Raw genomic sequence first — 24,441 nt, 5'->3', positions numbered from 1 at the left:
TGATTAACTGATTTCCTTCTGATAGTGATCGTCCCAATCTTTAACTTGGGGATCTCCCAGTTTTCCGACTCGTTTCGCAACCACCATTGAAACAGTAGCATCACCCGAGATGTTAATGACGGTGCGCAACATGTCTAAAGGACGATCAACGGCCATTACCATTGCTATGCCAATCGCTAGTTTGTCTGCTGGAAAGTTTATGGATTGTAATACTATAATTAACATAATAAGTCCAGCTCCTGGAACCGCTGCCGAACCTATGGAGGCCAGAACTGAAGTTGCCAAGATGGTACCTATCATGCCAATACTCAAATCAAATCCCAGAGCTTGTGCAATAAATACTGCAGCTACTGCTTGATATAGGCTGGTACCATCCATATTGATGGTGGCACCCACCGGACATACAAATGAGGTGACCTCTTCTTCAACCCCTAAATGCTCTTCTACTCTTTCCATAGTCACGGGCAAGGTGGCAGCACTTGAACTGGTTGAAAATGCAACCAATTGAGCAGGACCTATACCATTAAAAAAGAATCGTGGAGATCTACCTGTAACTGTTTTCACGATGATCAGGTAAACACAAAGCATAAGAGCCAGACCCAGGACAACGGTTAAAGCATACATGCCCAGGGCTATAAACAGATCTGGATTGGTTGTACTCACTACCAGATTGGCCAATAACGCAAACACGCCATACGGAGCATAAAGCATAATGATATCGACCATCTTCAATATCACTTCATTCAAACCCACAAAAAAGTTATGCAAGGGTTCTCGATGCTTCTTTTCGATAAGCAACAAACAAATGCCAAAAAATACCACGAAGAAAATGACCTTTAACATTGATCCATTATCACTCATGGATTCCATGACATTACTGGGTACCAAATCCTCCAGAAATTGAAGAGGTCCCTGATCCTTAGTCATGGAGGCTGCAGTGATTTTCGTGTCCGCTTCTCCACCATTATCCTCGAGAATATCAGCGATGGTCTCTTCAGAAACCGCATTACCGGGCATAATAATGTGCACAACGGAAAGCCCTATGGTTACAGCTATGATGGTGGTGCACACATAGATGACAATTGTTTGTATCCCGATTTTTGAAAATTTTGCAATGTCTTCCAGGTCAGATATACCTTTTATAAGGGAAGCAATGATTAGTGGAATCGCAATCATTTTCAACAAACTGATGAAAATGGTACCGAATGGAGAAATCCAATCTGTGACAAAATCATTATATCCCAGAAATGACATGACTATGCCAAAAGCAATTCCTAGACCCATTCCTATTAATATCTGCCAATGCAATGCAACCTTCATAATTCTGTTTTACGAAGGTAAAATAGGAAAAAATTACACAATTACAATAGGATGTTTAGCTTCAGCCAGTAAGTCGTACATATTCACATTTAAAGACTTGTTATTAAAGTCTTTGATCAAAAATGAGTGTTGGAATACAATCCAATGCATGGACTTGTCATTAGCTTGAATGGCATCTAAAATACCATCATCTATTCTTTCTACAAACCTGGCGGAAAACCTAAAATCTTTCAGTTGAATTTGATTTGCTTTCGCTATTTTTTCCAGAATGGAATCTGTTCTACTGTCTTTCTTAGGTTGCTGAATAATAAAGTGCAACTTAGCGTTAAATGCCTTCGTCATTGATAAAAGTCCGGTAAAATCAGAATGAAGATCTTCTGAGAAAAGTAGAACATGTATATGATCCGGGTTGCTGAATTCAAGATCTTCAGGAATAAATAAAGCAGGGGATATGTGATCAAATGCTGCATCAAGAGCATCATCAGAATAAACATTGTGGATCACAAAATCAGCGTCTCTACCGGAAAAAGTATGTAAAATGACTTCTTTCGAGGCATCAGCATTACTGAAAATTTCAGCAAAAACATCTTGACTCAGATGAAAATCTGCATTGGCATGACCAGCAGTGTATTGCTCCAATGAGAGTCGTAATTTGTCAGTTTGATCCACTTCCAGCTGAGGAAGCCCACTGCCTATAATGGGGCTAATGGTTGGTTCGTAAAGTTCTTTTTGATGGATGATGAAGCGAACGTGAGAAGAAAGAGCATTAGCCAATTGCAGATTGAAATCAAGGTAAGCGGCTCTGAGAAATTCGGGATTGGTCACATATGATCTTATCAGACTCATTTTTATTTTTGAAACATTTAGGACTTCTGCTATGTTCGAAAAGTAGCTCTAATCATCTCGCGCTTGCCCGGAGGCCCGGGTATTTTTTCTATCGTAAATCCCGAAGCATTAAGTGCTCTTTTAAAACTACCTTTACAACAGTAACTGACTAAGACGGCATTGGGGTTGAGGTATGAAGCGATTTTCTTAAAAATTTCAGGGGTCCATAACTCTTCCTGAGTCAGTGGCGCAAATGCATCGTAGTAGACTAAATCAAACTGACCACTGAAAGAAGCTTCTTGAATTTTGGCCTGTACTTTTCTAAGGGTAAAATCATCAAAAGTATGGGCTTCATTCCATTCCGAATTGTGCATGTCATGAAAGATCTTCGTCAGATCTTTTCTATTCAATTGGTCCAGATAATTGAGCGCTCTGACCTTTTCCATTTTTATTGGATAAGCCTCAATGGTCTCATAGTAGATTTTTAGACCACTTTCTGCTGCATATATATAAGTCAATAAGGCATTAAGTCCTGTGCCAAATCCCATTTCTAAAATATTGACTTGTTGCTTCTCAAGATATTTCAGTCCTGAATCTATAAAGACATGCTGGCTTTCTTGTATAGCACCGTGCTTTGAATGATAAAGAGCCTGAAATTTCTCTGAGAAAATGGAGTGCGAGCCATCTGCCGTGATTTCGATTTTGTTATTTTTTGTCAAAATGAAAATCCAAGGATTCGTTCAGTTCTTGAATGGTAATATCGAAATGAGATGCATCGTAAATGACTTCACCATCGACCAACAAAATAATTTGAGGAGATTCATGATGCACATTCAACTCTGTAGCGATCATTTGAGAAATGTCTCGATGACGATGGAGGTCCAGATAATTAAAATCAAGATCCTTGTTTACAACGGACCAGTTGTCCTCCACGCGCATTTTAGCCATGCTACTCACCGGACAAGTGGTCGAATGTTTAAATATAACTTGAGGTTTAGAATTAGATAATTCGATAATTCCACGGATATCATCCGCAGAACCAATTGAATTCCACTCCATAAAGACGATTGAAAATTACTTTATAATAGTAACAACATCAGATACAACCTTAAAAGCACTGGGACAGCCTACACCTCTGTTACAAGAACTTAATACGCCTAATAACATCAACATTGCAAAAAATCCCGCAACTTTTCTAGATACCTTTGATTTCATGTTTTACCTTTTACAGTGAATGAACTATCAAGCTAAACGATTAGTTCAAATACTTTATTACAAATTTTAATTTAATTAAAATCCCACAAATTGTGCCGTTCTACGTATTAAGGACTCCTAAATCAACTTTTGCCCTTATTTGATTCTTGATAATTTCATTTTCTTTGCAATTATGAGAGTACATATTATATCTATTGGTGGAAGAATTATGCATAGCCTGGCACTCTTGCTCAAAGCCGATGGCCACGAAGTTTCAGGTTCAGATGATGAAATCTATGAGCCTTCGCGATCTAAATTGAAGTTGGCCGGACTCTTACCGGATAAGATAGGGTGGGATCGAGCAAGAATTTCTGATGAAGTAGATTTTGTTCTTCTGGGAATGCATGCTAAAAAAGATAATCCTGAACTTCAACATGCTCTGGAACTGGGATTGGAAGTACTTTCCTATCCTGAGTTTATCTATAGAATGTCGAAAGAAAAGCAGAGAATTGTAGTGGCAGGTTCACACGGAAAGACTACAACTGTAGCTATGATTATGCATGTTTTAAATTACAGAGATTTTGACTTTGATTATCTGATTGGAGCGGAGTTGGATGGTTTTGATGAGATGATTCGCTTATCCAATGCACCTTTAATCGTCATAGAAGGAGACGAATACTTAAGCTCCTGCATAGATTCAAGGCCGAAGATGATCCATTATCAACCAGACCTTTCGGTCATTACTGGAATTGCCTGGGATCATATCAATGTATTTGAATCCGAAAAAGAATATGATGATTTATTTGAAAACTTCATTCAATCTCATTCCCGTCAGTCCAAAATCTTCTCTTACAAAGATGATTTCAAACTTGAGAAATTAGCCAATCAATTTAGTGAAGTCAGAAACATTAAATTTTATGAAGCGCTCCCCAAATTGGAAAATGGTAATATTTCTTATGACAATAAGCAATATAGAATTAAAGTTTTTGGTCATCACAATAGGGCAAATATGATGGCCGCATTAAAAGTTTGTCAGGAACTCGGAATTACATCAGCAGATTTTTTTGCTGCTATCTCTACATTTCGAGGAGCTTCTAAAAGGATGGAATTGTTGATAGAAGGTAATGATAGTATTGTATATCGAGATTTTGCGCATGCACCTTCTAAAGTGAGTGCAACTTTACAAGCTTTGAAAGAGCATTATAAATCTAAGAAGCTGATCGCGATTTTAGAGCTACATACCTATAGTAGCCTAAACCACAAATTCCTGCCTAAATATAAAAACACAATGGATGATGCCCATGAAGCCTATGTCTATTATTCAGAGCATACTTTAAAGGTAAAAAATCTGAAACCCCTGACTAAAAATGAGGTTGAAAATGCTTTTGCGCACGAAGGTCTTCAAGTGCTCAATAATAAAGAGGAATTTAGTGCAGTCTTGACTGAACTTGAACTAAGCAATAGTGTTGTAGTTTTGATGTCATCAGGGAATTTCGATAAAATCAACGTGAAAGGAATCCTAATCCAACAATTATGATTATTTTCGCCATCCAAAATTGCAGGAATTATGAGTAGAGAACTAGCACTACGAGACGCCTTAAGGGAAGCTATGACCGAAGAAATGAGGAGAGATGAGACCGTTTTTCTCATGGGAGAAGAGGTCGCTGAGTACAATGGAGCCTACAAGGTGAGCAAAGGAATGCTGGAAGAGTTTGGTCCTAAACGTGTGATAGATACCCCAATTGCAGAGCTTGGTTTCGCAGGAATTGGAGTAGGTGCTGCAATGAATGGATTAAGACCTATCGTAGAATTTATGACCTGGAATTTTGCCATACTGGCGTTTGATCAGATCGTGAACAATGCAGCAAAAACACTATCTCAATCAGGTGGTCAATTTAATTGTCCCATTGTATTCAGAGGGCCTTCTGGTTCTGCAGGACAATTGGCGCAACAGCATTCACAAATGTTTGAAGCCTGGATGGCTTCAGTTCCCGGTTTGAAAGTCGTATCCTGTACCGACCCTGCTGACGCCAAAGGTTTGTTGAAGTCTGCTATAAGGGACGATGATCCGGTTTGCGTTATGGAAAGTGAATTGCTCTATGGACACAAAGGTATTGTTCCTGAAGATGAGGATTTATTAGTACCAATTGGAAAAGCGGCCATCAGGCGAGAGGGAAAAGATGTTACCTTGGTCTCTTTCAATAAAATGATGGAAGTGGTTAAGGATGCTGCCGTAGAACTAGAAAAAGAGGGTATCTCTGCTGAGGTGATTGACCTTCGAACGATCAGGCCGTTGGATCATAAAACCATTGTGGATTCTGTCAAAAAAACCAATAGACTTGTGGTTGTGGATGAATCATGGCCATTTAGCAGCGTTGCAGCGGAAATCGGATATGAAGTGCAAAAGTATGCTTTTGACTATCTTGATGCTCCGGTGACTCGTGTGAATTCAGCCGATACTTCACTGGGATATGCGCCTACTTTTGTAGAAGAATATTTACCTAATGTCGATAAGGTTGTTAAGGCAGTAAAAGAAGTGATGTACATTAAAAATTGATCCAAGGACTTCAGTACATTTTGGTGATAACAGATCAATGTTATGATTATATTTCTATTTGAATGACATCTCCCACATCCATGCCCTCAATTGTTTTATCGCCAATGGAGTAGCGTACCAATCTAAGCACAGGAAATCCTACTATGGCAAACATTTTTCTTACTTGTCGGTTCTTTCCTTCGCGTAGTATTATTTTAGCCCAGGATGTTGGAATGGACTTTCTTTCTCTGATGGGTGGTGTTCTTGGAGGAAGTTCAGGTTCTGGTATGATTTCCACTTTACAGGGAAGCGTTTGGTGATATTGACCGGTTTTAATCTTGATCTTGACCCCATTTCGAAGTTTTTCTAGAAAGTGTGATTTCAGTAATCCTTCCACTTGCACATAATAGGTTTTATCAAGTTTGCGCGTTGGATTTAAAATTTTATCCGTTAGCGACTTATCATTGCTGAGCAGTAAAAGTCCTTCACTATCCTTGTCCAATCTACCAATGGGGTAGGCGTCAGATGGAAAGTCAAATAGATCACCTAGCACTTTGTGACTATCGTGCTCCTTTGTAAATTGACTGAGATAGCCATAAGGCTTGTAAATTTTGTAAGTTTTAGACATTGAACCTGAAGTGCATGACGTCGCCATCCTTCACAACATACTCCTTACCCTCCACCTGCATTTTTCCGGCCTCTTTGACTGCAGCTTCAGAACCGTATTTTACAAAATTCTCATATGCTATGACTTCTGCCCGTATAAACCCCTTTTCAAAGTCGGTGTGTATCACACTAGCAGCTCCAGGTGCTTTGGTGCCTCGTGTGATGGTCCAGGCACGTACTTCTTTTTCTCCTGCTGTAAAGTAAGTTATCAGATTTAGCAAGGTGTAGGAGGCTAAAATAAGTCGAACGGTACCTGGTTCAGAAAGTCCCATCTCACTGACAAATTCCATTTTTTCTTCATAGTCTTGTAATTCTGCAATTTCCTCCTCAATTGCCGCGCTGATCAGCAGGGTTTCGGCTTTCTCATCCTTAATCAATTCCCTGAATCTGGCTACATGGTCATTGCCATCCACTGCTGAGCCCTCATCAACATTACAAACATAAAGAATTGGCTTTGCCGTTAATAGCGACATTTCTTTAAAGATCTCTTGTTCGCCTTCTCCAATTTCAAGATCTCTTGCAGAATTTCCCTCGGCCAGATGGTCAAATATTCGTTGTCCGATTTCCATTCTTTTGACAGCAGCCTTGTCTCCACCTTTAGCAGCCTTTTTTAGTTTTTCCAATGCTTTTTCGGCAGTTTCTAAATCTTTTAAAACGAGTTCTGTATCAATAATCTCCTTGTCTCTTACCGGATCCACGCTTGACTCAACATGGATTACATTATCATTCTCAAAACATCTAACAACATGAATAATGGCATCTACCTCTCTGATATTTGCTAAAAATTGGTTGCCTAGACCTTCTCCTTGTGAAGCTCCTTTGATCAATCCGGCGATATCCACAATTTCCACGGTAGTAGGAACTACTTTCTGAGGTTTTACCAAATCTGCCAACTTATCCAATCGCTTGTCAGGTACAGTGATCATGCCTATATTGGGTTCTTTCGTTGCGAAAGGGAAATTAGCCGCTAAGGCTTTTGCAGAAGTTAATGCGTTAAATAAGGTTGATTTGCCTACATTTGGAAGTCCTACGATTCCACACTTAAGTGCCATTTTTTATAATTTACCAATTTTCAAAAGAGCCGCAAAGATATCTTAAATTTAAAGATCAACTACTTTAGTCCATGAATTTTCTTGCCCATATATTTCTTTCCTGCAACGATGAAGATATCCTTTTGGGAAATTTTATGGCTGATTTCATAACCAATCGGCAGGTCTCCGAGTATTCTCCTGAAATTCAGAAAGGCATACAACTCCATCGAATGATAGACAGTTTTACAGACAATCATGAGATGGTAAGAAAAGGGACCAAAAGGCTCAGGAACTATCACGGTAAGTATGCGCCAGTGGTGATCGATATCTTGTATGATAATATTTTAGCCAGAAATTGGGATCAATATCATGAACGAGCGCTTGAAGATTTTACCAGGGACGCATATCTGACACTTTATCAAAGAATGACAGATTTGCCTGATAAACTAAAGCAAAGAGTTCCATTGATGGTAGCGGATGATTTCCTGACAAAGTACCGAGACGAAAATGGGCTGAAGAGGGCACTAAGGAGTCTCGACAGAAGAGCGAAATTTGCTTCAAATTTTGAAGCTGCAGCTCAACAGTTGAGAAATGAGCGTGCGCTTTTTGAGTCTGAATTTCATTCTTTTTTCCCTGAGGTGGTAGAGATGTCGAGGACATTCTGTAAAAGTGAGCTTAGGTAACGATTATTAACCTTCAAAATGGAAAGATATGGTGAATACCCTGGAGAGCAGCTTCTCCAACACCCGAGATTCGATGATATTATCGTTATAAATTAATGTGTTACCGATTCCCTGAGAAACCTTAATTTCTGGCGAAAATATAAAGTAATCGAAAAACATTTGCATGCCAAAACCGCCTTCCACCTGAAAGTCGTGCGGAGAAATTTTGACCAATTCTGCCGCTTGCCTGGAATTCGAGGTAGAAGCGACATCGTAAGAATACTTCAAACCTGCAACTACGAACATTCGTTTGTCTCTGTATGGCAATGATTTATATCGGACTGCAAAGGGGGCTTCAAAAAAGACGGATTCAAATCTCTTTCTATTGACATTATCTACTCCAAGCGTTTGTTTGTAAAGCAAATTTCTCTCAGAAAATGCAAACCCCGGCGTAAATCTAAAGTCAAAGAATTCACCAATTTTCACATTGGTAATCATATGCACACTCAGACCCGGTGTCAAGCTGGATTCAGCGATTGCTACACTATCGTTGAGTATGAATTTTTTAGAGTGTCCCAGTCTGTATCCTGAGAAATTGGTAGCCAAGGTGATTCCAAAATAATAGGGTTTCTGTTGAAAATCGAAATAGTTATAATTGTTCTTACTGATATATTGAGACCAACCATCCTGACAAAATACGCCGGAAATAAGTACCAGCAAAACCATTGACCTAAACCAAAAACTAATTTTCATTGAATCTCAACTTATTCGTACTGATGTGGAACGGTGCAAAAAGACTGCCTATTGTTCAGATTACAAAAAACAACACGGAATGCTAAAAATCACGTTTTTGTAAACATGTCAGACCCCTTCTTGCCAAAAGCTACAAAGCTTGTAAACATCTCCGATCCTACCATTTTGGGTTGTCCGAAACCGCTTTATTTTAGGGCTTTATGACTTGATTTTCATCTAGTGAATTTTATTGCTTAAAAATGACCTGTAAATGCTTGTATTTTCTTATATTTGCGTGCTTATAAAATAAAAATATAACTATTTATAAATGGCTGAAAATCAAAGAATTGTTGATATCAATATTGAGGATGAAATGAAATCCGCATACATTGATTATTCAATGTCTGTTATTGTAGCGAGAGCTCTGCCTGATGTTAGGGATGGCCTGAAGCCGGTCCATCGTAGAGTGCTTTTTGGAATGTCGGAATTGGGATTGACTTATAATAAATCACACAAGAAGTCGGCGAGAATTGTAGGTGAGGTCCTGGGTAAATATCATCCTCACGGTGACTCATCTGTCTATGATACCATGGTAAGAATGGCTCAGGATTGGTCATTGAGATATCCGTTGGTTGATGGCCAGGGAAACTTCGGGTCCATGGATGGCGATAGCCCTGCGGCAATGAGGTACACCGAGGCCAGATTAGAGCGAATTTCGGATGAAATGCTTGCAGATCTTAAGAAAGAAACGGTCGATTACCGCCTCAATTTTGATGACACACTTGAAGAGCCTGAGGTACTTCCAACAGTACTTCCCAACTTACTGGTGAATGGAGCATCAGGAATTGCTGTAGGAATGGCCACCAATATGATGCCTCATAATTTAAGTGAGGTCGTTGATGGCATTATTGCGACGATTAATGATCCGGATATTACGACCGACGGACTCATGGAGCATATCAAAGCGCCGGATTTTCCAACAGGTGGCATCATCTATGGAATGGAGGGTGTGAAGGAAGCTTTCGAAACGGGTAGAGGGAGAGTAGTTCTCAGGGGACGAGCAGAGATAGAAACCAAAGATAACGGAAAGGAGACCATCATTATCAGTGAGATACCATATCAAGTCAATAAAGCCAATTTGATGGTGAAAATGGCAGAATTGGTCAATGATGGAAAGATTGATGGAATAACGGATCTTCGGGATGAGTCCGATAGAAATGGATTGAGGATTGTCGTGGAAGTTAGAAGGGATGCCATGGCTTCAGTTATTCTGAGTCAATTGTATAAGTATAGTCCACTGCAAACGTCTTATGGTGTCAATAATGTGGCATTGGTCAATGGTCGACCTAGAATTTTAAATTTGAAAGATCTCATCACGGAGTTCATTAAGTTTAGAATTGAGGTCATTGTTCGCAGAACTCAATATGAATTAAATAAGGCAGAAGAAAGGGCTCACATACTTGAAGGTTTAATAAAGGCTATCGATAATATTGACCTGGTTATCAAATTGATACGAGGATCTAAGACTGTAGATGAAGCGAGGGAGTCTTTGATGAAAGAACTTGATCTGACTGAGGTTCAGACCAAGGCGATTTTGGAAATGAGACTACAAAAGCTCGTCAGCCTTGAGATGGATAAGATCAAAGAGGAGTATGAAGAATTGATGAAGCGGATCGAATATTTGAAGTCCATTTTAGCAAGTGAAGATCTTCAGAAAGACATTGCCAAGGAAGAATTGTCTGCACTGAAAGAGCGATTTGGGGATGAAAGACGAAGTGATATATCTTTTGCTGAAGGAGAGATCAGCATAGAAGACATGATACCGGATGAAGAAGTAGTGATTACCATATCACATCTAGGTTATATTAAGAGAACAAAAACTTCTGAATACAAAACGCAAGGTAGAGGTGGAGTAGGTGCAAGAGGTAGTAAAACACGTGATAAAGACTTTATAGAACACATGTTTATTGCAACGAACCACAACTACCTGCTCTTATTTACTGAGCAAGGTCGTTGCCATTGGATAAGAGTATATCAGATTCCTGAGGCAAGTAAAGGGTCAATGGGAAGGGTGATACAAAACTTAATTGCCTTGCCTAAAGACGATAAGGTAAAGGCATATATCAAAATCGAAGACTTGACTGATGAATCATTCATTAATGAAAACTACATAGTTTTTGCCACTAAGAGGGGTAATATAAAGAAAACCTATGTGGAAGCTTTTTCAAGGCCAAGAGTAAATGGTATTAATGCCATCACCATCAATGAAGGTGATAATTTGATAGAAGCCAAACTTTCCAATGGCCACAATGAAATCATTTTAGCCAACAGAAACGGGCGAGCGATCCGATTTCCAGAGAGCAAGGTGCGATCTATGGGAAGATCTGCAGCTGGTGTCAGAGGCATGAAATTAACTACAGAAGACGATCATGTTGTGGGTATGGTGATAGGTCATCCTTCTAAAGCTGATGAGAGTGTTTTTGTGATTTCTGAAAATGGTTACGGCAAGCGAACATCTCTAGAGGATTATCGTATTACTAATAGAGGTGGAAAAGGGGTGAAAACCATGCAGGTCACCAAGAAGACCGGCAAAGTAGTCGCCATAAAAATCGTCAGTGATGAGAATGATATCATGATTTCTAATAAGTCTGGCATTGTTATTCGCATCAAGGGATCTGGGTTAAGAGTGATGGGACGAGCTACTCAAGGAGTAAGGGTGATCAAGTTGATAAAAGATGATTCTATCTCTGATGTGGCTATTATTCCACCATCTGATGAGAATGATGAAGAAGAGTAATTAACAGAAACTTAGATTTATCTTAACATAAATTATAGATTTATAACGTAATTATTTCGTCTTAAGGATAGATCACTTAAATTTATAACGAAAGAAAATTTTATAAAATGACTGATATGAAAAAATTCTTATTGCTGCTAGTAGGTCTTGTTTTTATGAGCTCATTAGCCATTGGACAAGACGGCAAGAAAGCTTATAAGAAAGCAAACAGACTACATGGAACTTACAATTTAGACCCTTCCGCTAATGCTGACAAGCTGGAAGAAGCTAAATCTTTGATCAATACCGCTTTGGAAGATCCTGAAGTTCAGGAGATGGGGAAAGCATGGATACTCAAAGGAAAGATTTATAATGATGCCATCGGTGCTGAAATGAATCAAAAGATTATCAATCCTGAGTATGAAGTGAAAAATCCCAGAGATGCTGATGTGGCATTTGAGGCACTTAAAAAGGCTTTAGAGGTGACAGACAAAAAGTTCGAAGTGAGCGACGCATTAAGTAGCCTAAGAGTTACAGCTGGACATGTTTCCAATGCAGGAATCACTGGATTTCAAAACCAGCAATATGACTTGGCCTTTGAAAATTTTAGAAATTCTCTAAAGATTAATGAAATTTTAAAGGAAAACGGAGAAGAAGGTATATTTCCAGATGATGCAGTGAAGAAGGAACAAATTTTTTATGCTGCCATTAGTGGATATTATGCTAAAAAGTATGAAGAAGTAGAACCGTACTTCATCATGGCTAAAGAAATGGGAGAACCCGATCCATTTATTTTCGAAGGTTTGTATAACATGAAAAAGGAGACTGATAAAGCTCAAGCAGTAGCTTATTTAAATGAAGGTCGTGAAATGTATCCGGATGATACAGCCTTGCTTTATGCGGAAATCAATCACATGGTTGCTGAGGGACAATTAGAGGATCTGATCGGTAAACTAGAAGACGCAGTACAAAAGGATCCTGAAAATATTTCGGTATACACCACTTTAGGAGCGGTTTACGATAACCTTGCTACGCAGACTTCCCTTGACAGCACAGCTGAAGAAGGAAAGGCAGCCCTCTATTTTGATAAAGCAGAGGAGTGGTTCATCAAAGCATTGGAAAAAGAACCAGAAAACTTTGATGCACTATATAGTTTAGGTGCACTTTACTATAATAAGGCAGCTACCTACACAGATCCTTTAAACGAATTGGCAAATGATTTTTCTGCAGAAGGCAACAAGAAGTATGATGCCTTGAAGGCTAAGATGGATGCACTTTTCGAGAAAGCTTTTCCATATTTTCAGAGAGCAGAAAAACTCAATCCGAACGATACCAATACACTTCTTGCGATTAAAGAAATTTATGCAAGAAAAGGAGAGTTAGAAAAATCTAATGAGTATAAGGCAAAACTTGAAGCCTTAAATAATTAAAATAAAGCTATAAAGCATTTAAAAGCTTACCTTTCACGAGGTAAGCTTTTTTTTATGAATCAATACCATACCATCATTTTTGATCTTGGAGGGGTTTTAATAGACTGGAACCCTCGCTATGTTTTCGACAAAGTTTTTGAAGACACCCGAGAAGTGGATTATTTTCTTGAAAACGTCTGCCATGGTGCATGGAACGCTGAACAAGACCGGGGTAGAAGTTTTGCAGACGCCATAGCAATTCAGCAAAAAGCATTTCCTCAATACAAGGAGCAGATCCCACTTTATTATGAAAGATGGCCTGAAATGATAGGAGGAGAAATCAGTGGAACTGTTGAATTATTGACAAAGCTCTATCATAGTCGACAATACAGACTTTATGCGCTTACAAATTGGTCTGACGAAACATTTCCGTATGCATGGGAAAATTTCGATTTTCTAAGGCTGTTCGAGGGTATTTTGGTTAGTGGTAAAGAGAAGTTGATCAAACCTGATCCTGCGATTTATCAACTACTCATTAAAAGATATGATATAGATCCTGGGAGCTCGATTTTTATTGATGATTCACTCAAAAATGTGAAAGCGGCTAAAAATGAATTACTGGAAGCCATTCATTATCAAAATCCCAATCAATTAATACAGTCTTTACAGAAAAGAGGAATTGTCGTATAATTTGAAAAACTTACCTAATTTTACACTAAATATGATATTATGAGAATCCTGTATACTTTGTTGTTTTGCTTCCTGACCACTTTCTCTTTTGCACAGTCTCAAAGTACAAAGCAAAAAACTTTAGTCACTAAAAGGACTGCAACTTGGTGTCCTAATTGTGGCAATTGGGGTTGGGACTTTGCTAAAGCCTTGGAAGAATTAGAAAATGACAATGCAATTTTGGTTAAGGCTCACTATAGTGGAGATTTGTTATCCCAAGCTGCCGTTGATATAACCAAAAACTTTGATGCAATCTATCAACCAGAATTTTATCTCAATGAAGTTCGTCAAGATGTTGGCAATTCTTCCTGGTCTGGCAAGGTCAGTGAATTTGATAAGGCCATAAATGAAAACGCTGAAAGAGATGCCAGAGTTGGATTTGAAATTTCAGCAAACATCGAAGGATCAACGATTACAACAGAAGTCACATTAGAGGTATTGCAAGATCTTCAGGGCAACTATTTTCTGGCAACATACCTTTTAGAGGATGGAGTAATCAATGATCAATCGGGCAGAGGTAACGACGTGGTGCATGATCACGTTCTTCGCGCTTCATTGACAGGTGAAAGTTTTGGTCAGGAGATCTTTATAGAAGGCGCAGATGCCGGTTCTACTTTATCTTTAGGATACGAAAATACAGGTGAGGAATTTCAGAGTGGTATCTTCAGAATACTTACCGTGGTGTGGAAAAAAGAAGGCGAACGGTTTACGGTAGAGAATGTTCATTCAGCTCCAGTTCAGCAGTTCTCAAGTGTTGAATTTACCATGTTGCCAGAAAGTGACTTGAAAATTTACCAACGAGACCAATACATTCAATTGGAATTTAATATCCCTGCTGGAATGGATAAAGTTGAGGTTACAATCATGGATGTAGATGGTCAAGTTATTCATTCTTTTCCGACTCCAGTGCAGGAAGGGATGAACGAGGTTGCCACTTTTTTGAACAATGATATGCCAAGAATTGTATTAGTTTCGATTTCGGACCGAAGCAAGTTACTTTACGCTAAAAAATCGTTGCTTAAATAGATTTCCGGGATCTTTTAAGATATGCGGAATTTCTATTTTTTAGTATTCATCTTGCTTTCAAGCTCTGTACTAGCACAAGGAACGATCACTGGTAGGGTTTTCGATAAAAAAAACAGTGAACCCATTGAATTTGCAACGGTCTTCGTCCAGGAAAGTGGTGATGGCACGATTACTGATTCTGACGGTGAATTCAACATAGTAGACGTCAAACCCGGATTTTACACGGTTAATATTTCCTTTCTTGGATACAAGGATGAAACCGTATTCGAGCTTGAAGTCACAGCAACCAAACCAGCGGTGATAGATATAGGATTGGAAGAAAATGCCACCAACTTGGAAGAAGTGGTTGTCAAAGCTTCTCCCTTCAAAAAAACCAAAGAAAGTCCTGTTTCACTACGTAGTATTGGTGTTACTGAAATCAAGCGAAACCCTGGTGGAAACAGAGATATTTCTACGGTAGTTCAAACCCTTCCCGGGGTAACTTCCACGCCTTCCTTTAGAAATGATCTCATCATCAGAGGTGGGGCTCCTAATGAAAACAGATTTTATCTCGACGACGTTGAAGTTCCCAACATTAATCACTTCGCTACGCAGGGCGCTTCTGGCGGTCCCACAGGCCTTATCAATGTTGACTTCATAAGAGAGGTAGATTTTTACAGCGGCGCATTTCCTGCTAACAGGCCCAATGCGCTGAGTTCTGTTTTTGTGTTTAAACAAAAAGATGGGAGATCGGATAGAATTGGTGCAACAGCCACAGTTGGCGCAAGTGATATTGGAGTATCACTGGAAGGGCCAATAAATGAACAAACTACTTTTCTTGTTTCAGCAAGGAGGTCTTATCTACAATTTTTATTTGATGCCTTGGAATTGCCCTTTTTACCAACCTATAATGACTTTCAGGCAAAAGTAAAATACCGTAAAGGTAAGAATGAATTGTATTTCCTTGGTCTCGGTGCTATTGATCAATTTAAGTTGAATCTGGACGCCAATGAAACCGAATCCCAGCAATTTCTTCTTAACAATTTACCGGTGTCGCCTCAGTGGAATTATACTAATGGACTTGTCTATAAAAGATATGGTGACAGAGGATTTACGACATTTGTTTTAAGCAGAAACATGTTAAACAATGAATCGTATAAATATTTGAATAATGATGATTCCACCGAAGATAATCTGATCTTAGATTATCAATCTCAAGAAATAGAAAATAAGGCTCGGATTGAACAAAACCTGACTTATGGCAATAAAAGGATAAGTTTCGGAATCAATTACGAATTCGCAAAATTCAATACAAATACCTTCCAAAGGATCAGCACATTTGGCTCTGGTTTGATTGAGATCGATTACGACTCAAGATTTAATCTTAATAAATATGGCATTTTCGGTCAATATGGACAGGATTTTATCGATGGCAGATTGAGCCTTAGTGCCGGGTTTAGAATTGATGGGAACGATTTTAATCGTGAAATGAGCAATCCATTAGACCAATTTTCTCCAAGAATTTCAGCTTCTTATGATTTGACATCAAAGTTCTCTCTGAATGCCAATGCCGGGATTTACTACCAGCTACCGACCTACACAGCCATGGGTTACCGTGAAGCGGGTAAATTTGTTAATAAAGAAAATGGTATCAGGTATATTCAGAGTAATCATTTGGTGGTCGGAATAGAATACAACACAAACTTTTCTTCCAGAGCAACGCTCGAAGGATACTACAAGCAATACCTTTTCACGCCCTTTTTGGTGAGAGATCAAATTGCACTGGCTAATCTTGGAGGTGATTTTGGTGTCATTGGGAATGAGCGAATAGAGTCGACAGCAGGTGGAGAGGCCTACGGAATTGAACTATTATATCAGCAGAGACTCTACAAGGGCTTTTACGGAATTGCATCTTACACTTTCGGATATAGTAAGTTTGAAAATAAGGACGAAGAATTGGTGGCTTCAAGTTGGGATGCCAGAAACATTTTCAATCTTGCAATAGGAAGGCGTTTTGCAAAGAATTGGGAGGCGGGAATCAACTGGCGCTTTCAAAGTGGACTGCCGACTACACCATTTGACCCCAATTCAAATCTGGTGACCAGCTGGAATGTAAATGGTCGTGGTATAAGAGATTTTGATCGTTTGAACACAGCAAGAGCCAATGCATTTAGTGCCATAGATGTAAGAGTGGATAAGAAATTTTACTTTAAACGGTTTACTTTGGATGTGTACATGGATTTGCAAAACATCACGGCCAACAAGACATCAAACTTTGAATTACTGTTGGATCGACCATTAAACCAGGACGGTCTGCCGGAAGGAGATCCAGTAATCATCAATCCAAATGATCCCATTTTTGCACAAAGATATCTGCTTAAGGAAATAGATACTGCATCGGGGCTCGTCTTACCCACTCTAGGATTGGTAATCGAAATCTAGTCTGAATATTAGGATTATTATTATTTTCGCGACTTAACTTTACTTTATGAAATTCCTTAATGTGTTTCTGGTGGTTTTGTGGTGTGCCAATGGGCTTTCTGGACAAGAAATGTTTCATCGTGTAAAGGTCGATCTGGAAGGAAGCGATATTCAAAAATTAAGGCAATTAGGCATAGAAACCGATCATGGATTGTTAAAAAAAGGAAAGTTTTTCGTCAATGATCTATCTGATAGTGAATTAGATCTGGTATCAGAGGCCGGATTAAATTTCGAAATATTAATCTCAGATGTTCAGTCATATTACGTATCTCAGAATAAAGAAAGTGAACTGCAAGTCCGAACCAGATCTGAACACTGCAATGAATTAATCTACTCCTATAAAACCCCGGAAAACTATACTTATGGATCAATGGGAGGTTACCATACTTATGAAGAACTCCTTGTTGTTCTGGATAGTATGCACAGCCGATTTCCCGATTTGATATCTAAAAGACAGCCGATTGACTCCATAAAAACCTTTGAAAACAGACCGATATACTACATGACTATTGGTAGTAATCTCAATAGAGAAGGAGTGGGCAAGCCTGAAATATTGTATACGGCACTTCATCATGCCAGAGAGCCCAACAGTCTTTCACAGATGCTCTTTTTTATGTGGTATTTGCTGGAGAACTACGAGCAGGATGAACTGATAAGATTTATCGTCGACCATACGGAATTATATTTTATACCTTGCGTCAATCCTGATGGCTATGTTTACAACCAGGAAACACATCCTAGCGGAGGCGGCCTCTGGCGTAAAAACAGATCAGAGGTCAATGGCTTAGTGGCAGGTGTGGATTTGAATAGAAATTATGGATACGAATGGGCTTATGATGATGAAGGGTCATCTGATAATCCCAATAGCAATACTTACAGAGGGCCTGCACCATTTTCTGAACCCGAGACCAGGGCGGTTAGCCAACTTTGCCTGGATCATGACTTTAAAGTTGTACTTAATTATCATACTTATGGTAACCTCTTGATTTATCCTTGGGGTTATAATAATGAGGCGACAACAGATGATTTAACTTTTAAAGGAATCAGCAAAGCGATGACCAGCGAAAACGATTTTCTGGCCGGCACGGGAATTGAAACCGTAGGCTATAAAGTAAATGGTGATGCTGATGACTGGATGTATGGCCACCTCGATATACTGGCTGTGACACCTGAGGTGGGAAGCAGCGATTTTGGATTTTGGCCACCCATTGCTAAAATCGACCATCTTAATAAATCTGCTCTTAAGCAAAATTTAGTTTCGGCACTGATCCTGCATGATTATACACTACCAACTAGGCTGAGGAGAAGTGCAGATGAAATTAAATTTAGAATTGCTAAATACGGTTTGCAATCGGGTGAAATTAAAGTCAGAGTTGAAAGTCTTGATGACGCTCTGGTTTTTGATGATATTTCATTTGAGCAAGAAATGGAGCATTTGGAATCGGATACTTTGTTTTTTTCTTATTCAATAGACGAAGATCTAATCACTTCCGAAAAACCACTTCAATACGTATTGCATCGAGTGCATAAAGGATATGCAATATCAGACACTTTTGAATTATTCACTCCAGTTCATCTTGAAGAAATCTTTGCCGATCCAGGTGTGGATTTAGAGCAATGGAATTCGGAGGAATGGGGAATAAGTGAAGAGGTATATGTATCAGGACCATCAAGTATAACGGATAGTCCAGAAGGAAGATACCCAGCGGCTACCACTACAGAACTTGTTATGATTGACTCCTTGCCATTAATAAACTATGATGCAGCGGTCCTGGAATTCGAAGCCATCTGGGATATTGAGGAAGACTTTGACTATGCTCAAGTGTTGATCTCAACCAATGGTGTAGATTACGAAGCTTTATGTGGAACATACTCAGAAAGAGGAACGATATTTCAGAAAAATGAAGAGCCAGTGTACGAAGGTACCATAGAAGAATGGGTAACTGAAACCATCGACATATCATCATATATTGGAAATGCTATCTGGATCAAGTTTACTATGACTGCTGATGACTTTCAGCATCAGGATGGGATATACATTGATGATGTTTTCGTCAGGGTTTTAAATCAGGATACCTCATCCAGTGTATTCGAAACAGCTTCCAAATATGCTCAAGTGCTCATCTTACCTAATCCCGCCATTGATATTCTAGAAGTGAAAGCTAGCGGGAATGTAGCGGAAGTTGTTATCTATGATGGCTTAGGGCGTGTGGTCTCTAGCCATCGGACACATAGAATACGAGTGGCCCATCTCAATCCTGGGATATATTTTGCTAGAGTCAAACAAACGGACGGTCAAATTCTTCAATCCAAGTTTTTTAAAATTTAGAGAATCTTCGTACTCAATATCACCCAGGAGGGTGAACATAACAAATAATCATTCCATTACCTTGCCTTGATGGATCGTGATCTCCGAGACCTACAAAAAGGTTTGTTTTATACTATTGATAAAATAGAGCAACATCGTCATGATTTCGGTCTGAAATACCCGATTATTGATCAGCAATTGAAGGAAGGAACGCTTACAGAAGAGAAGTCTGTAAAGAAGCTGCTAGTAAATGAATTATTTTTTCTTAAATTTCTGAGGAAATGAAGTACTTCTATATCTACAACGTCATATTGCTGCTGTTCATTTCGACCGAACTCCTAGTGGCACAAGACTATGATAGCTTGAAAGCTGTTGTTGCATCATCCCAGATTGAGTTGTCGGATAAAGAAGAAGCCATGTGGCAACTTTTAAAGGAATATTCCTGGTCAGATGCCGGCTATTCAATGACGATAATTGACAGTTTACTGCTTTTGCCATCCGTTAATAAAGACTCCTCCTCCTATATGGAAGTGGTGCGATATCAGGGAAAGACACAGAGAGCTGTTGGAAATTATGTGAATGCACTTGATTTCTACCAGCAACATTTCGATTACCACCATCGAAACAGAGATACTCTTCAGATGGCTGTTTCTGCAGGGCAGATCGGGATCATCAATCTATTCAATGGTAATATGACGCTTGCTCAGGACTACCTGCTAAAATCTCATGAGTATTACACTGCCAAGGGTGATTTGTCGGACATTGCAGGTGCCAATAATGCTTTAGCTAGTTTTTATTCTAATATGGATCAGGAGGAAAAGGCACTGGAAAGATATGCAATGGCTCTGGAGGCCTACACAGAGGCAAAAGATACGAATGGGATGGCCAATGTACATGCCAATACCGCTTTGATCTTGATAGAACAAAAGAAGTATGAAGAGGCGGAGCGCAATCTGAAATTGCAGGGAAAATATGATACGATTCTAGGAACCAATTGGGGCCTTGGTTTCCATCATGACTTCATGGGATATTTATATGCTGAGCAGGAAAGATATGAGGAAGCATTGGAAAGTTTCAAAACGGCCTTAAAAATAAGGGAGGGAGAACAGAGCCATTATAATATTGATGAGTCAAGAGTGAGCCTTGCTAATACGTATCTAAAGCTAGACAGACCAAGAGAAGCGATATCACAAGCAGAGCGAATATTCGATAACAAAGAGCAGCAACAATCACTGACGCATCAACAATCTGCCCATGATATTTTGGCGAAGGCATATGAAAAAATTGGAGACTTCGAGAAAGCACTATTACATCACCAAGAGTACAAATCAGTCAGTGATTCCATTTATAATCGGGATCACCTGGAAGAAATCGCTTTAAACGATGCCAAATTCAATAGGGTTGAGCAAGACAATCAAATCGCGCTTCTCAACGCACAAAAAGAAGCTTCGGATCGATTGCTTAGCCAGAAAAATAGGACCATTGCAATTGGAGCTATAGGTCTCTTGTTGATTTCATTACTTTCATTTTTGCTCTATAGAGTTTTGAAGAAAGTCAATAGTCAGAAAACGAAGCTTTCGCAGGCATTAAATGATAAAGAACTGTTGATTAAAGAAATTCATCATCGTGTCAAAAATAATTTACAATTGGTTTCCAGCTTGCTTTCCATGCAATCGAAGAACATCAGTGATCCATCAGTCGCCGGAGCAATTGAAGATGGCAAGGCACGTGTTCGTTCAATGGCTTTGATACATCAAGATTTGTATCAAAAGCAGAATCTCAAGGGCGTCAATGTCAGTTCCTATCTTGATGATCTTGCGAAGGAGTTATTCAATACCTACAACATCAATCCAGATAGAGTAAAACTAGATATGGATATTGAAGACCTGGATCTGGATGTGGACACCATCATACCTCTAGGATTAATCATCAATGAGCTGATTACGAACAGTCTGAAATATGCCTTTCCTAACGGTGAGAGCGGAACACTCAAAATTAAATTACACCAGGAGCCTGAGGGTTTACTGTTGGAGGTAGCAGATGATGGTGTGGGATTTGATGCCGATCTCATTAACGGAAAAAAATCCTTCGGAACGAAATTGATTAAGGCCTTAAGCCGGCAACTTGATGGAGACATTGAGATGACTTCAGAAAATGGAACGAATATTCAAATTCGCTTGCGAAAATATGAAATGGCATAGGCATTCAGATATTTACTATTTTCACAAAAAATATTAAAAGTGAAATTAGTCTATTCCTTTCTCACGATTTTGTTTGTCCTCAGTTGTCAATCTTCCAGGAAAATCACTGCTTCCTACCCGGAATATGATGAAGCCAAAATCATTGCAAAAAATGCTGATCACGAAAATAGCAGAATGCGTTACAAGCTGGTCCAATCCAAGGTCCTGGATAAGAAAGCATTACAAAAAAACATTCTGAAGCAAATTAAAGATTTTAATGAACAGGATTATGTCCGACTTAAACCATACATTTTCGAGCAAGACATCCCGTCTATACAGTCTAGTATAGAAAAAGGAAGTCTTACTTATAAAACATTAGTACAATGGTATTTGTATCGAATTAACAAATATGAATTTGATCCAAACACCTCGCTTCATACCATCATTTCGATCAATGAAAACGCTGTTGAAGAAGCCGTTAAAAAAGATGAAAACACTACTGAAAGTCATCATCCTATTTTTGGAATGCCCATCTTGTTAAAAGATAATATTAACACTGCTGGAATGAAAACGACCGCTGGTGCTGTAGCACTGGCAGAAAATGAAACGGATGATGCTTTTATCGTCGAACGCTTAAAGGAAAAAGGAGCCATCATATTAGGAAAGGTTAATCTCAGTGAATGGGCATATTTCTTTTGCTCCGGTTGTCCTGTTGGTTACAGTGCAGTAGGAGGTCAAACGCTTAATCCCTATGGAAGAACAGTGTTTGAAACTGGAGGCTCAAGCGCAGGCAGCGGTACATCAATGGCGGCAAATTACGCCGTAGGAGCAGTAGGAACTGAAACTTCAGGTTCTATCCTTTCGCCGTCCAGCAAGAATTCGGTGGTGGGACTCAAACCTACTGTTGGTTTGTTAAGCAGATCGGGAATTGTTCCGATTTCCAGTACATTAGATACACCAGGGCCAATGACCAGAAACGTGACGGATAATGCCATCTTACTGTCTGCCATGGTTGGAAAAGACAATGCCGATCCATGGACCAGGATAAGTATGGAAATGAAAGATTATAGCTCTGATCTGGATGCTTTTCCTTTAGAAGGTTTGCGTTTGGGAGCTAATAAAAAGTATATGGATGAAGTACCTCTATATGCAGAGATGATGGTAGGATTGACCAAGCGTGGTGTAGAAATTTATGGTTTTGATCCTAAAGATGTCCAACTGGACGGATTCCTTTCCATTCTTAACATTGACATGAAAAAAGACTTACCCGCTTATCTTGAAACATATGCCGGTGAAAAGGTTAAAATCAGAAATATAGCCGACGTCATCGCATTTAATGAAAAGGACATGGAAATCAGAGCACCTTATGGTCAACAACTATTTGAGGGTATTCTACAAGACACCGTGACACTGGAGCAATTAGTTGAAATCATTGATAATGGGAGAAAGAATGCAAGATCTTATTTCGACGAACCTATTGATGCATTTAATCTGGATGTAGTGGCCTCAGTCAATAATTATGATGCAGGAAGGGCAGCTTTGGCTCATTATCCTGCACTCACCATACCGATGGGATTTACGGATGAAGGAGAGCCGATGAATTTGACATTAATTGGGACTACGTTGTCAGAAGAAGCTTTACTACAGATTGGTTATGCTATAGAAAGTGCAGTTCCCATGCGTAGGCCTCCTGATAATATGGAGTAATTTCATGCATTGACCAAACATATCTGATGGGGTAGAGTAAATAAAGGAAAAAATGTATCAGAAGCCGAACGAAAGATTAAAAGGTCAGACAGCCATCGTCACTGGAGGAAGCTCAGGAATTGGAAAAGCTGTGTGTGAAGCACTAGCAGTTGACGGAGCTAATGTTGTGGTCAATTATTACAAGGATAGTGAAACCGCTGATGAGATGGTTGAGCAATTCATGAATGATGAAAGAAGTGGTGATGCCATAGCTGTTCAAGCGGATGTAAGTAAAGAAGAAGATGTCAAAAATCTTTTCAGCGAGGCGATTTCTCGATTTGGGACTGTCGATATACTGGTAGCCAATGCAGGCATCCAAATAGATAGGAAGTTTCATGAAATGTCCCTGGAAGACTGGCAAAGAGTGATTGATGTCAATCTTACCGGACAGTTTTTATGTGCTAAAGAGGCCATTATTGAATTTTTGCGTCGCGGTATTAGAGAGGATGTTTCAAAGGCACTGGGTAAAATCATTCATATGAGCTCTGTACACGAAATCATTCCGTGGGCTGGACATGCTAACTATGCAGCTTCAAAAGGTGCCATCGTCATGTTGATGCAATCGCTCTGCCAGGAATATGGACCGCAGAAACTTCGGGTGAACAGTATCGCTCCGGGTGCTATCCAAACACCGATTAACAAAGAGGCCTGGTCAACTCCACAAGCTTTGGATAAACTCAACGAACTGATACCCTATAAAAGAATTGGACAGCCTTCAGACGTAGGTTCTCTCGCGGTATGGTTGGCCTCCGATGAGTCAGATTATGTGAATGGAACTACCATTTTTATAGATGGAGGTATGACTTGTTACCCTGGATTCACTGAAAATGGTTGAGTGTCA

General features: G+C 39.3%; 19 protein-coding genes. 12 read left to right on the top strand and 7 right to left on the bottom strand.

The window, feature by feature from the left end; translation table 11 throughout:
- Positions 1-3: 3 nt before the first annotated feature.
- The 4 genes from L2567_RS00275 to ytxJ are packed head-to-tail and all read right to left on the bottom strand — an operon-like array spanning position 4 to position 3,204.
- On the bottom strand, positions 4-1,323 hold the full coding sequence (locus tag L2567_RS00275) for a dicarboxylate/amino acid:cation symporter (RefSeq protein ID WP_406626640.1): 1,320 nt from the start codon (positions 1,321-1,323) through the stop codon (positions 4-6).
- Between the two features lie 30 nt (positions 1,324-1,353).
- Entirely contained in the window at positions 1,354-2,166 is an 813-nt protein-coding gene (locus L2567_RS00270) for a hypothetical protein (RefSeq protein WP_235295676.1), read from the bottom strand.
- A 29-nt stretch (positions 2,167-2,195) separates the two neighbouring features.
- A complete protein-coding gene (mnmD, locus tag L2567_RS00265) occupies positions 2,196-2,864 on the bottom strand; it encodes a tRNA (5-methylaminomethyl-2-thiouridine)(34)-methyltransferase MnmD (RefSeq protein WP_235295675.1) in 669 nt (222 codons plus the stop codon).
- On the bottom strand, positions 2,851-3,204 hold the full coding sequence (gene ytxJ / locus L2567_RS00260; RefSeq protein WP_235295674.1) for a bacillithiol system redox-active protein YtxJ: 354 nt from the start codon (positions 3,202-3,204) through the stop codon (positions 2,851-2,853). Before ytxJ ends, mnmD begins: the two co-directional genes overlap by 14 nt.
- A gap of 328 nt (positions 3,205-3,532) precedes the next feature.
- Here ytxJ and L2567_RS00255 point away from each other — a divergent pair, with 328 nt between their 5' ends.
- Together L2567_RS00255 and L2567_RS00250 are read left to right on the top strand one after the other, a co-directional pair.
- Complete coding sequence (locus tag L2567_RS00255) at positions 3,533-4,876, top strand: UDP-N-acetylmuramate--L-alanine ligase (RefSeq protein ID WP_235295673.1); 1,344 nt, start codon at positions 3,533-3,535, stop codon at positions 4,874-4,876.
- A 30-nt stretch (positions 4,877-4,906) separates the two neighbouring features.
- Entirely contained in the window at positions 4,907-5,896 is a 990-nt protein-coding gene (locus tag L2567_RS00250; RefSeq protein WP_235295672.1) for a pyruvate dehydrogenase complex E1 component subunit beta, read from the top strand.
- Positions 5,897-5,942: 46 nt separating this feature from the next.
- Here the strand turns inward: L2567_RS00250 and L2567_RS00245 are convergent, their stop codons facing one another.
- Positions 5,943-6,503 carry a pseudouridine synthase gene (locus L2567_RS00245; RefSeq protein WP_235295671.1) on the bottom strand — a complete coding sequence of 187 codons (561 nt, stop codon included), beginning with the start codon at positions 6,501-6,503 and terminating at the stop codon, positions 5,943-5,945.
- Positions 6,496-7,593 carry a redox-regulated ATPase YchF gene (ychF, locus tag L2567_RS00240; protein ID WP_235295670.1) on the bottom strand — a complete coding sequence of 366 codons (1,098 nt, stop codon included), beginning with the start codon at positions 7,591-7,593 and terminating at the stop codon, positions 6,496-6,498. Before ychF ends, L2567_RS00245 begins: the two co-directional genes overlap by 8 nt.
- Before the next feature lie 71 nt (positions 7,594-7,664).
- Between ychF and L2567_RS00235 the strand changes: the two genes are divergently transcribed.
- On the top strand, positions 7,665-8,255 hold the full coding sequence (locus L2567_RS00235; protein WP_454824037.1) for an acyl carrier protein phosphodiesterase: 591 nt from the start codon (positions 7,665-7,667) through the stop codon (positions 8,253-8,255).
- A gap of 6 nt (positions 8,256-8,261) precedes the next feature.
- Here the strand turns inward: L2567_RS00235 and porT are convergent, their stop codons facing one another.
- A complete protein-coding gene (gene porT, locus L2567_RS00230) occupies positions 8,262-8,987 on the bottom strand; it encodes a type IX secretion/gliding motility protein PorT/SprT (protein WP_235295668.1) in 726 nt (241 codons plus the stop codon).
- A 307-nt stretch (positions 8,988-9,294) separates the two neighbouring features.
- Here porT and gyrA point away from each other — a divergent pair, with 307 nt between their 5' ends.
- The 9 genes from gyrA (at position 9,295) to L2567_RS00185 (ending at position 24,435) form a co-directional block, all read left to right on the top strand.
- Positions 9,295-11,763 carry a DNA gyrase subunit A gene (gene gyrA / locus L2567_RS00225; RefSeq protein ID WP_235295667.1) on the top strand — a complete coding sequence of 823 codons (2,469 nt, stop codon included), beginning with the start codon at positions 9,295-9,297 and terminating at the stop codon, positions 11,761-11,763.
- A gap of 116 nt (positions 11,764-11,879) precedes the next feature.
- Positions 11,880-13,172, top strand: coding sequence for a tetratricopeptide repeat protein (locus L2567_RS00220; RefSeq protein WP_235295666.1), 1,293 nt, complete (start codon positions 11,880-11,882; stop codon positions 13,170-13,172).
- A gap of 54 nt (positions 13,173-13,226) precedes the next feature.
- Positions 13,227-13,841: an HAD family hydrolase gene (locus tag L2567_RS00215; RefSeq protein ID WP_235295665.1), complete on the top strand. Its 615-nt coding sequence runs from the start codon at positions 13,227-13,229 to the stop codon at positions 13,839-13,841.
- Between the two features lie 39 nt (positions 13,842-13,880).
- Positions 13,881-14,906, top strand: coding sequence for an Omp28-related outer membrane protein (locus tag L2567_RS00210; protein ID WP_235295664.1), 1,026 nt, complete (start codon positions 13,881-13,883; stop codon positions 14,904-14,906).
- Positions 14,907-14,927: 21 nt separating this feature from the next.
- Positions 14,928-17,327 carry a TonB-dependent receptor gene (locus L2567_RS00205; protein ID WP_235295663.1) on the top strand — a complete coding sequence of 800 codons (2,400 nt, stop codon included), beginning with the start codon at positions 14,928-14,930 and terminating at the stop codon, positions 17,325-17,327.
- A gap of 46 nt (positions 17,328-17,373) precedes the next feature.
- Complete coding sequence (locus L2567_RS00200) at positions 17,374-19,695, top strand: M14 family metallopeptidase (RefSeq protein ID WP_235295662.1); 2,322 nt, start codon at positions 17,374-17,376, stop codon at positions 19,693-19,695.
- Between the two features lie 260 nt (positions 19,696-19,955).
- Positions 19,956-21,875 carry a sensor histidine kinase gene (locus L2567_RS00195; RefSeq protein WP_235295661.1) on the top strand — a complete coding sequence of 640 codons (1,920 nt, stop codon included), beginning with the start codon at positions 19,956-19,958 and terminating at the stop codon, positions 21,873-21,875.
- A 39-nt stretch (positions 21,876-21,914) separates the two neighbouring features.
- On the top strand, positions 21,915-23,561 hold the full coding sequence (locus L2567_RS00190) for an amidase family protein (RefSeq protein WP_235295660.1): 1,647 nt from the start codon (positions 21,915-21,917) through the stop codon (positions 23,559-23,561).
- 52 nt (positions 23,562-23,613) lie between these two features.
- Positions 23,614-24,435, top strand: coding sequence for an SDR family oxidoreductase (locus L2567_RS00185; protein WP_235295659.1), 822 nt, complete (start codon positions 23,614-23,616; stop codon positions 24,433-24,435).
- Positions 24,436-24,441: the final 6 nt, after the last annotated feature.

The sequence above is a fragment of the Portibacter marinus genome (assembly GCF_021533195.1).
Classification (GTDB): Bacteria; Bacteroidota; Bacteroidia; order Chitinophagales; family Saprospiraceae; genus Portibacter; species Portibacter marinus.
This window is presented reverse-complemented; position numbering and strand designations above follow the sequence as displayed.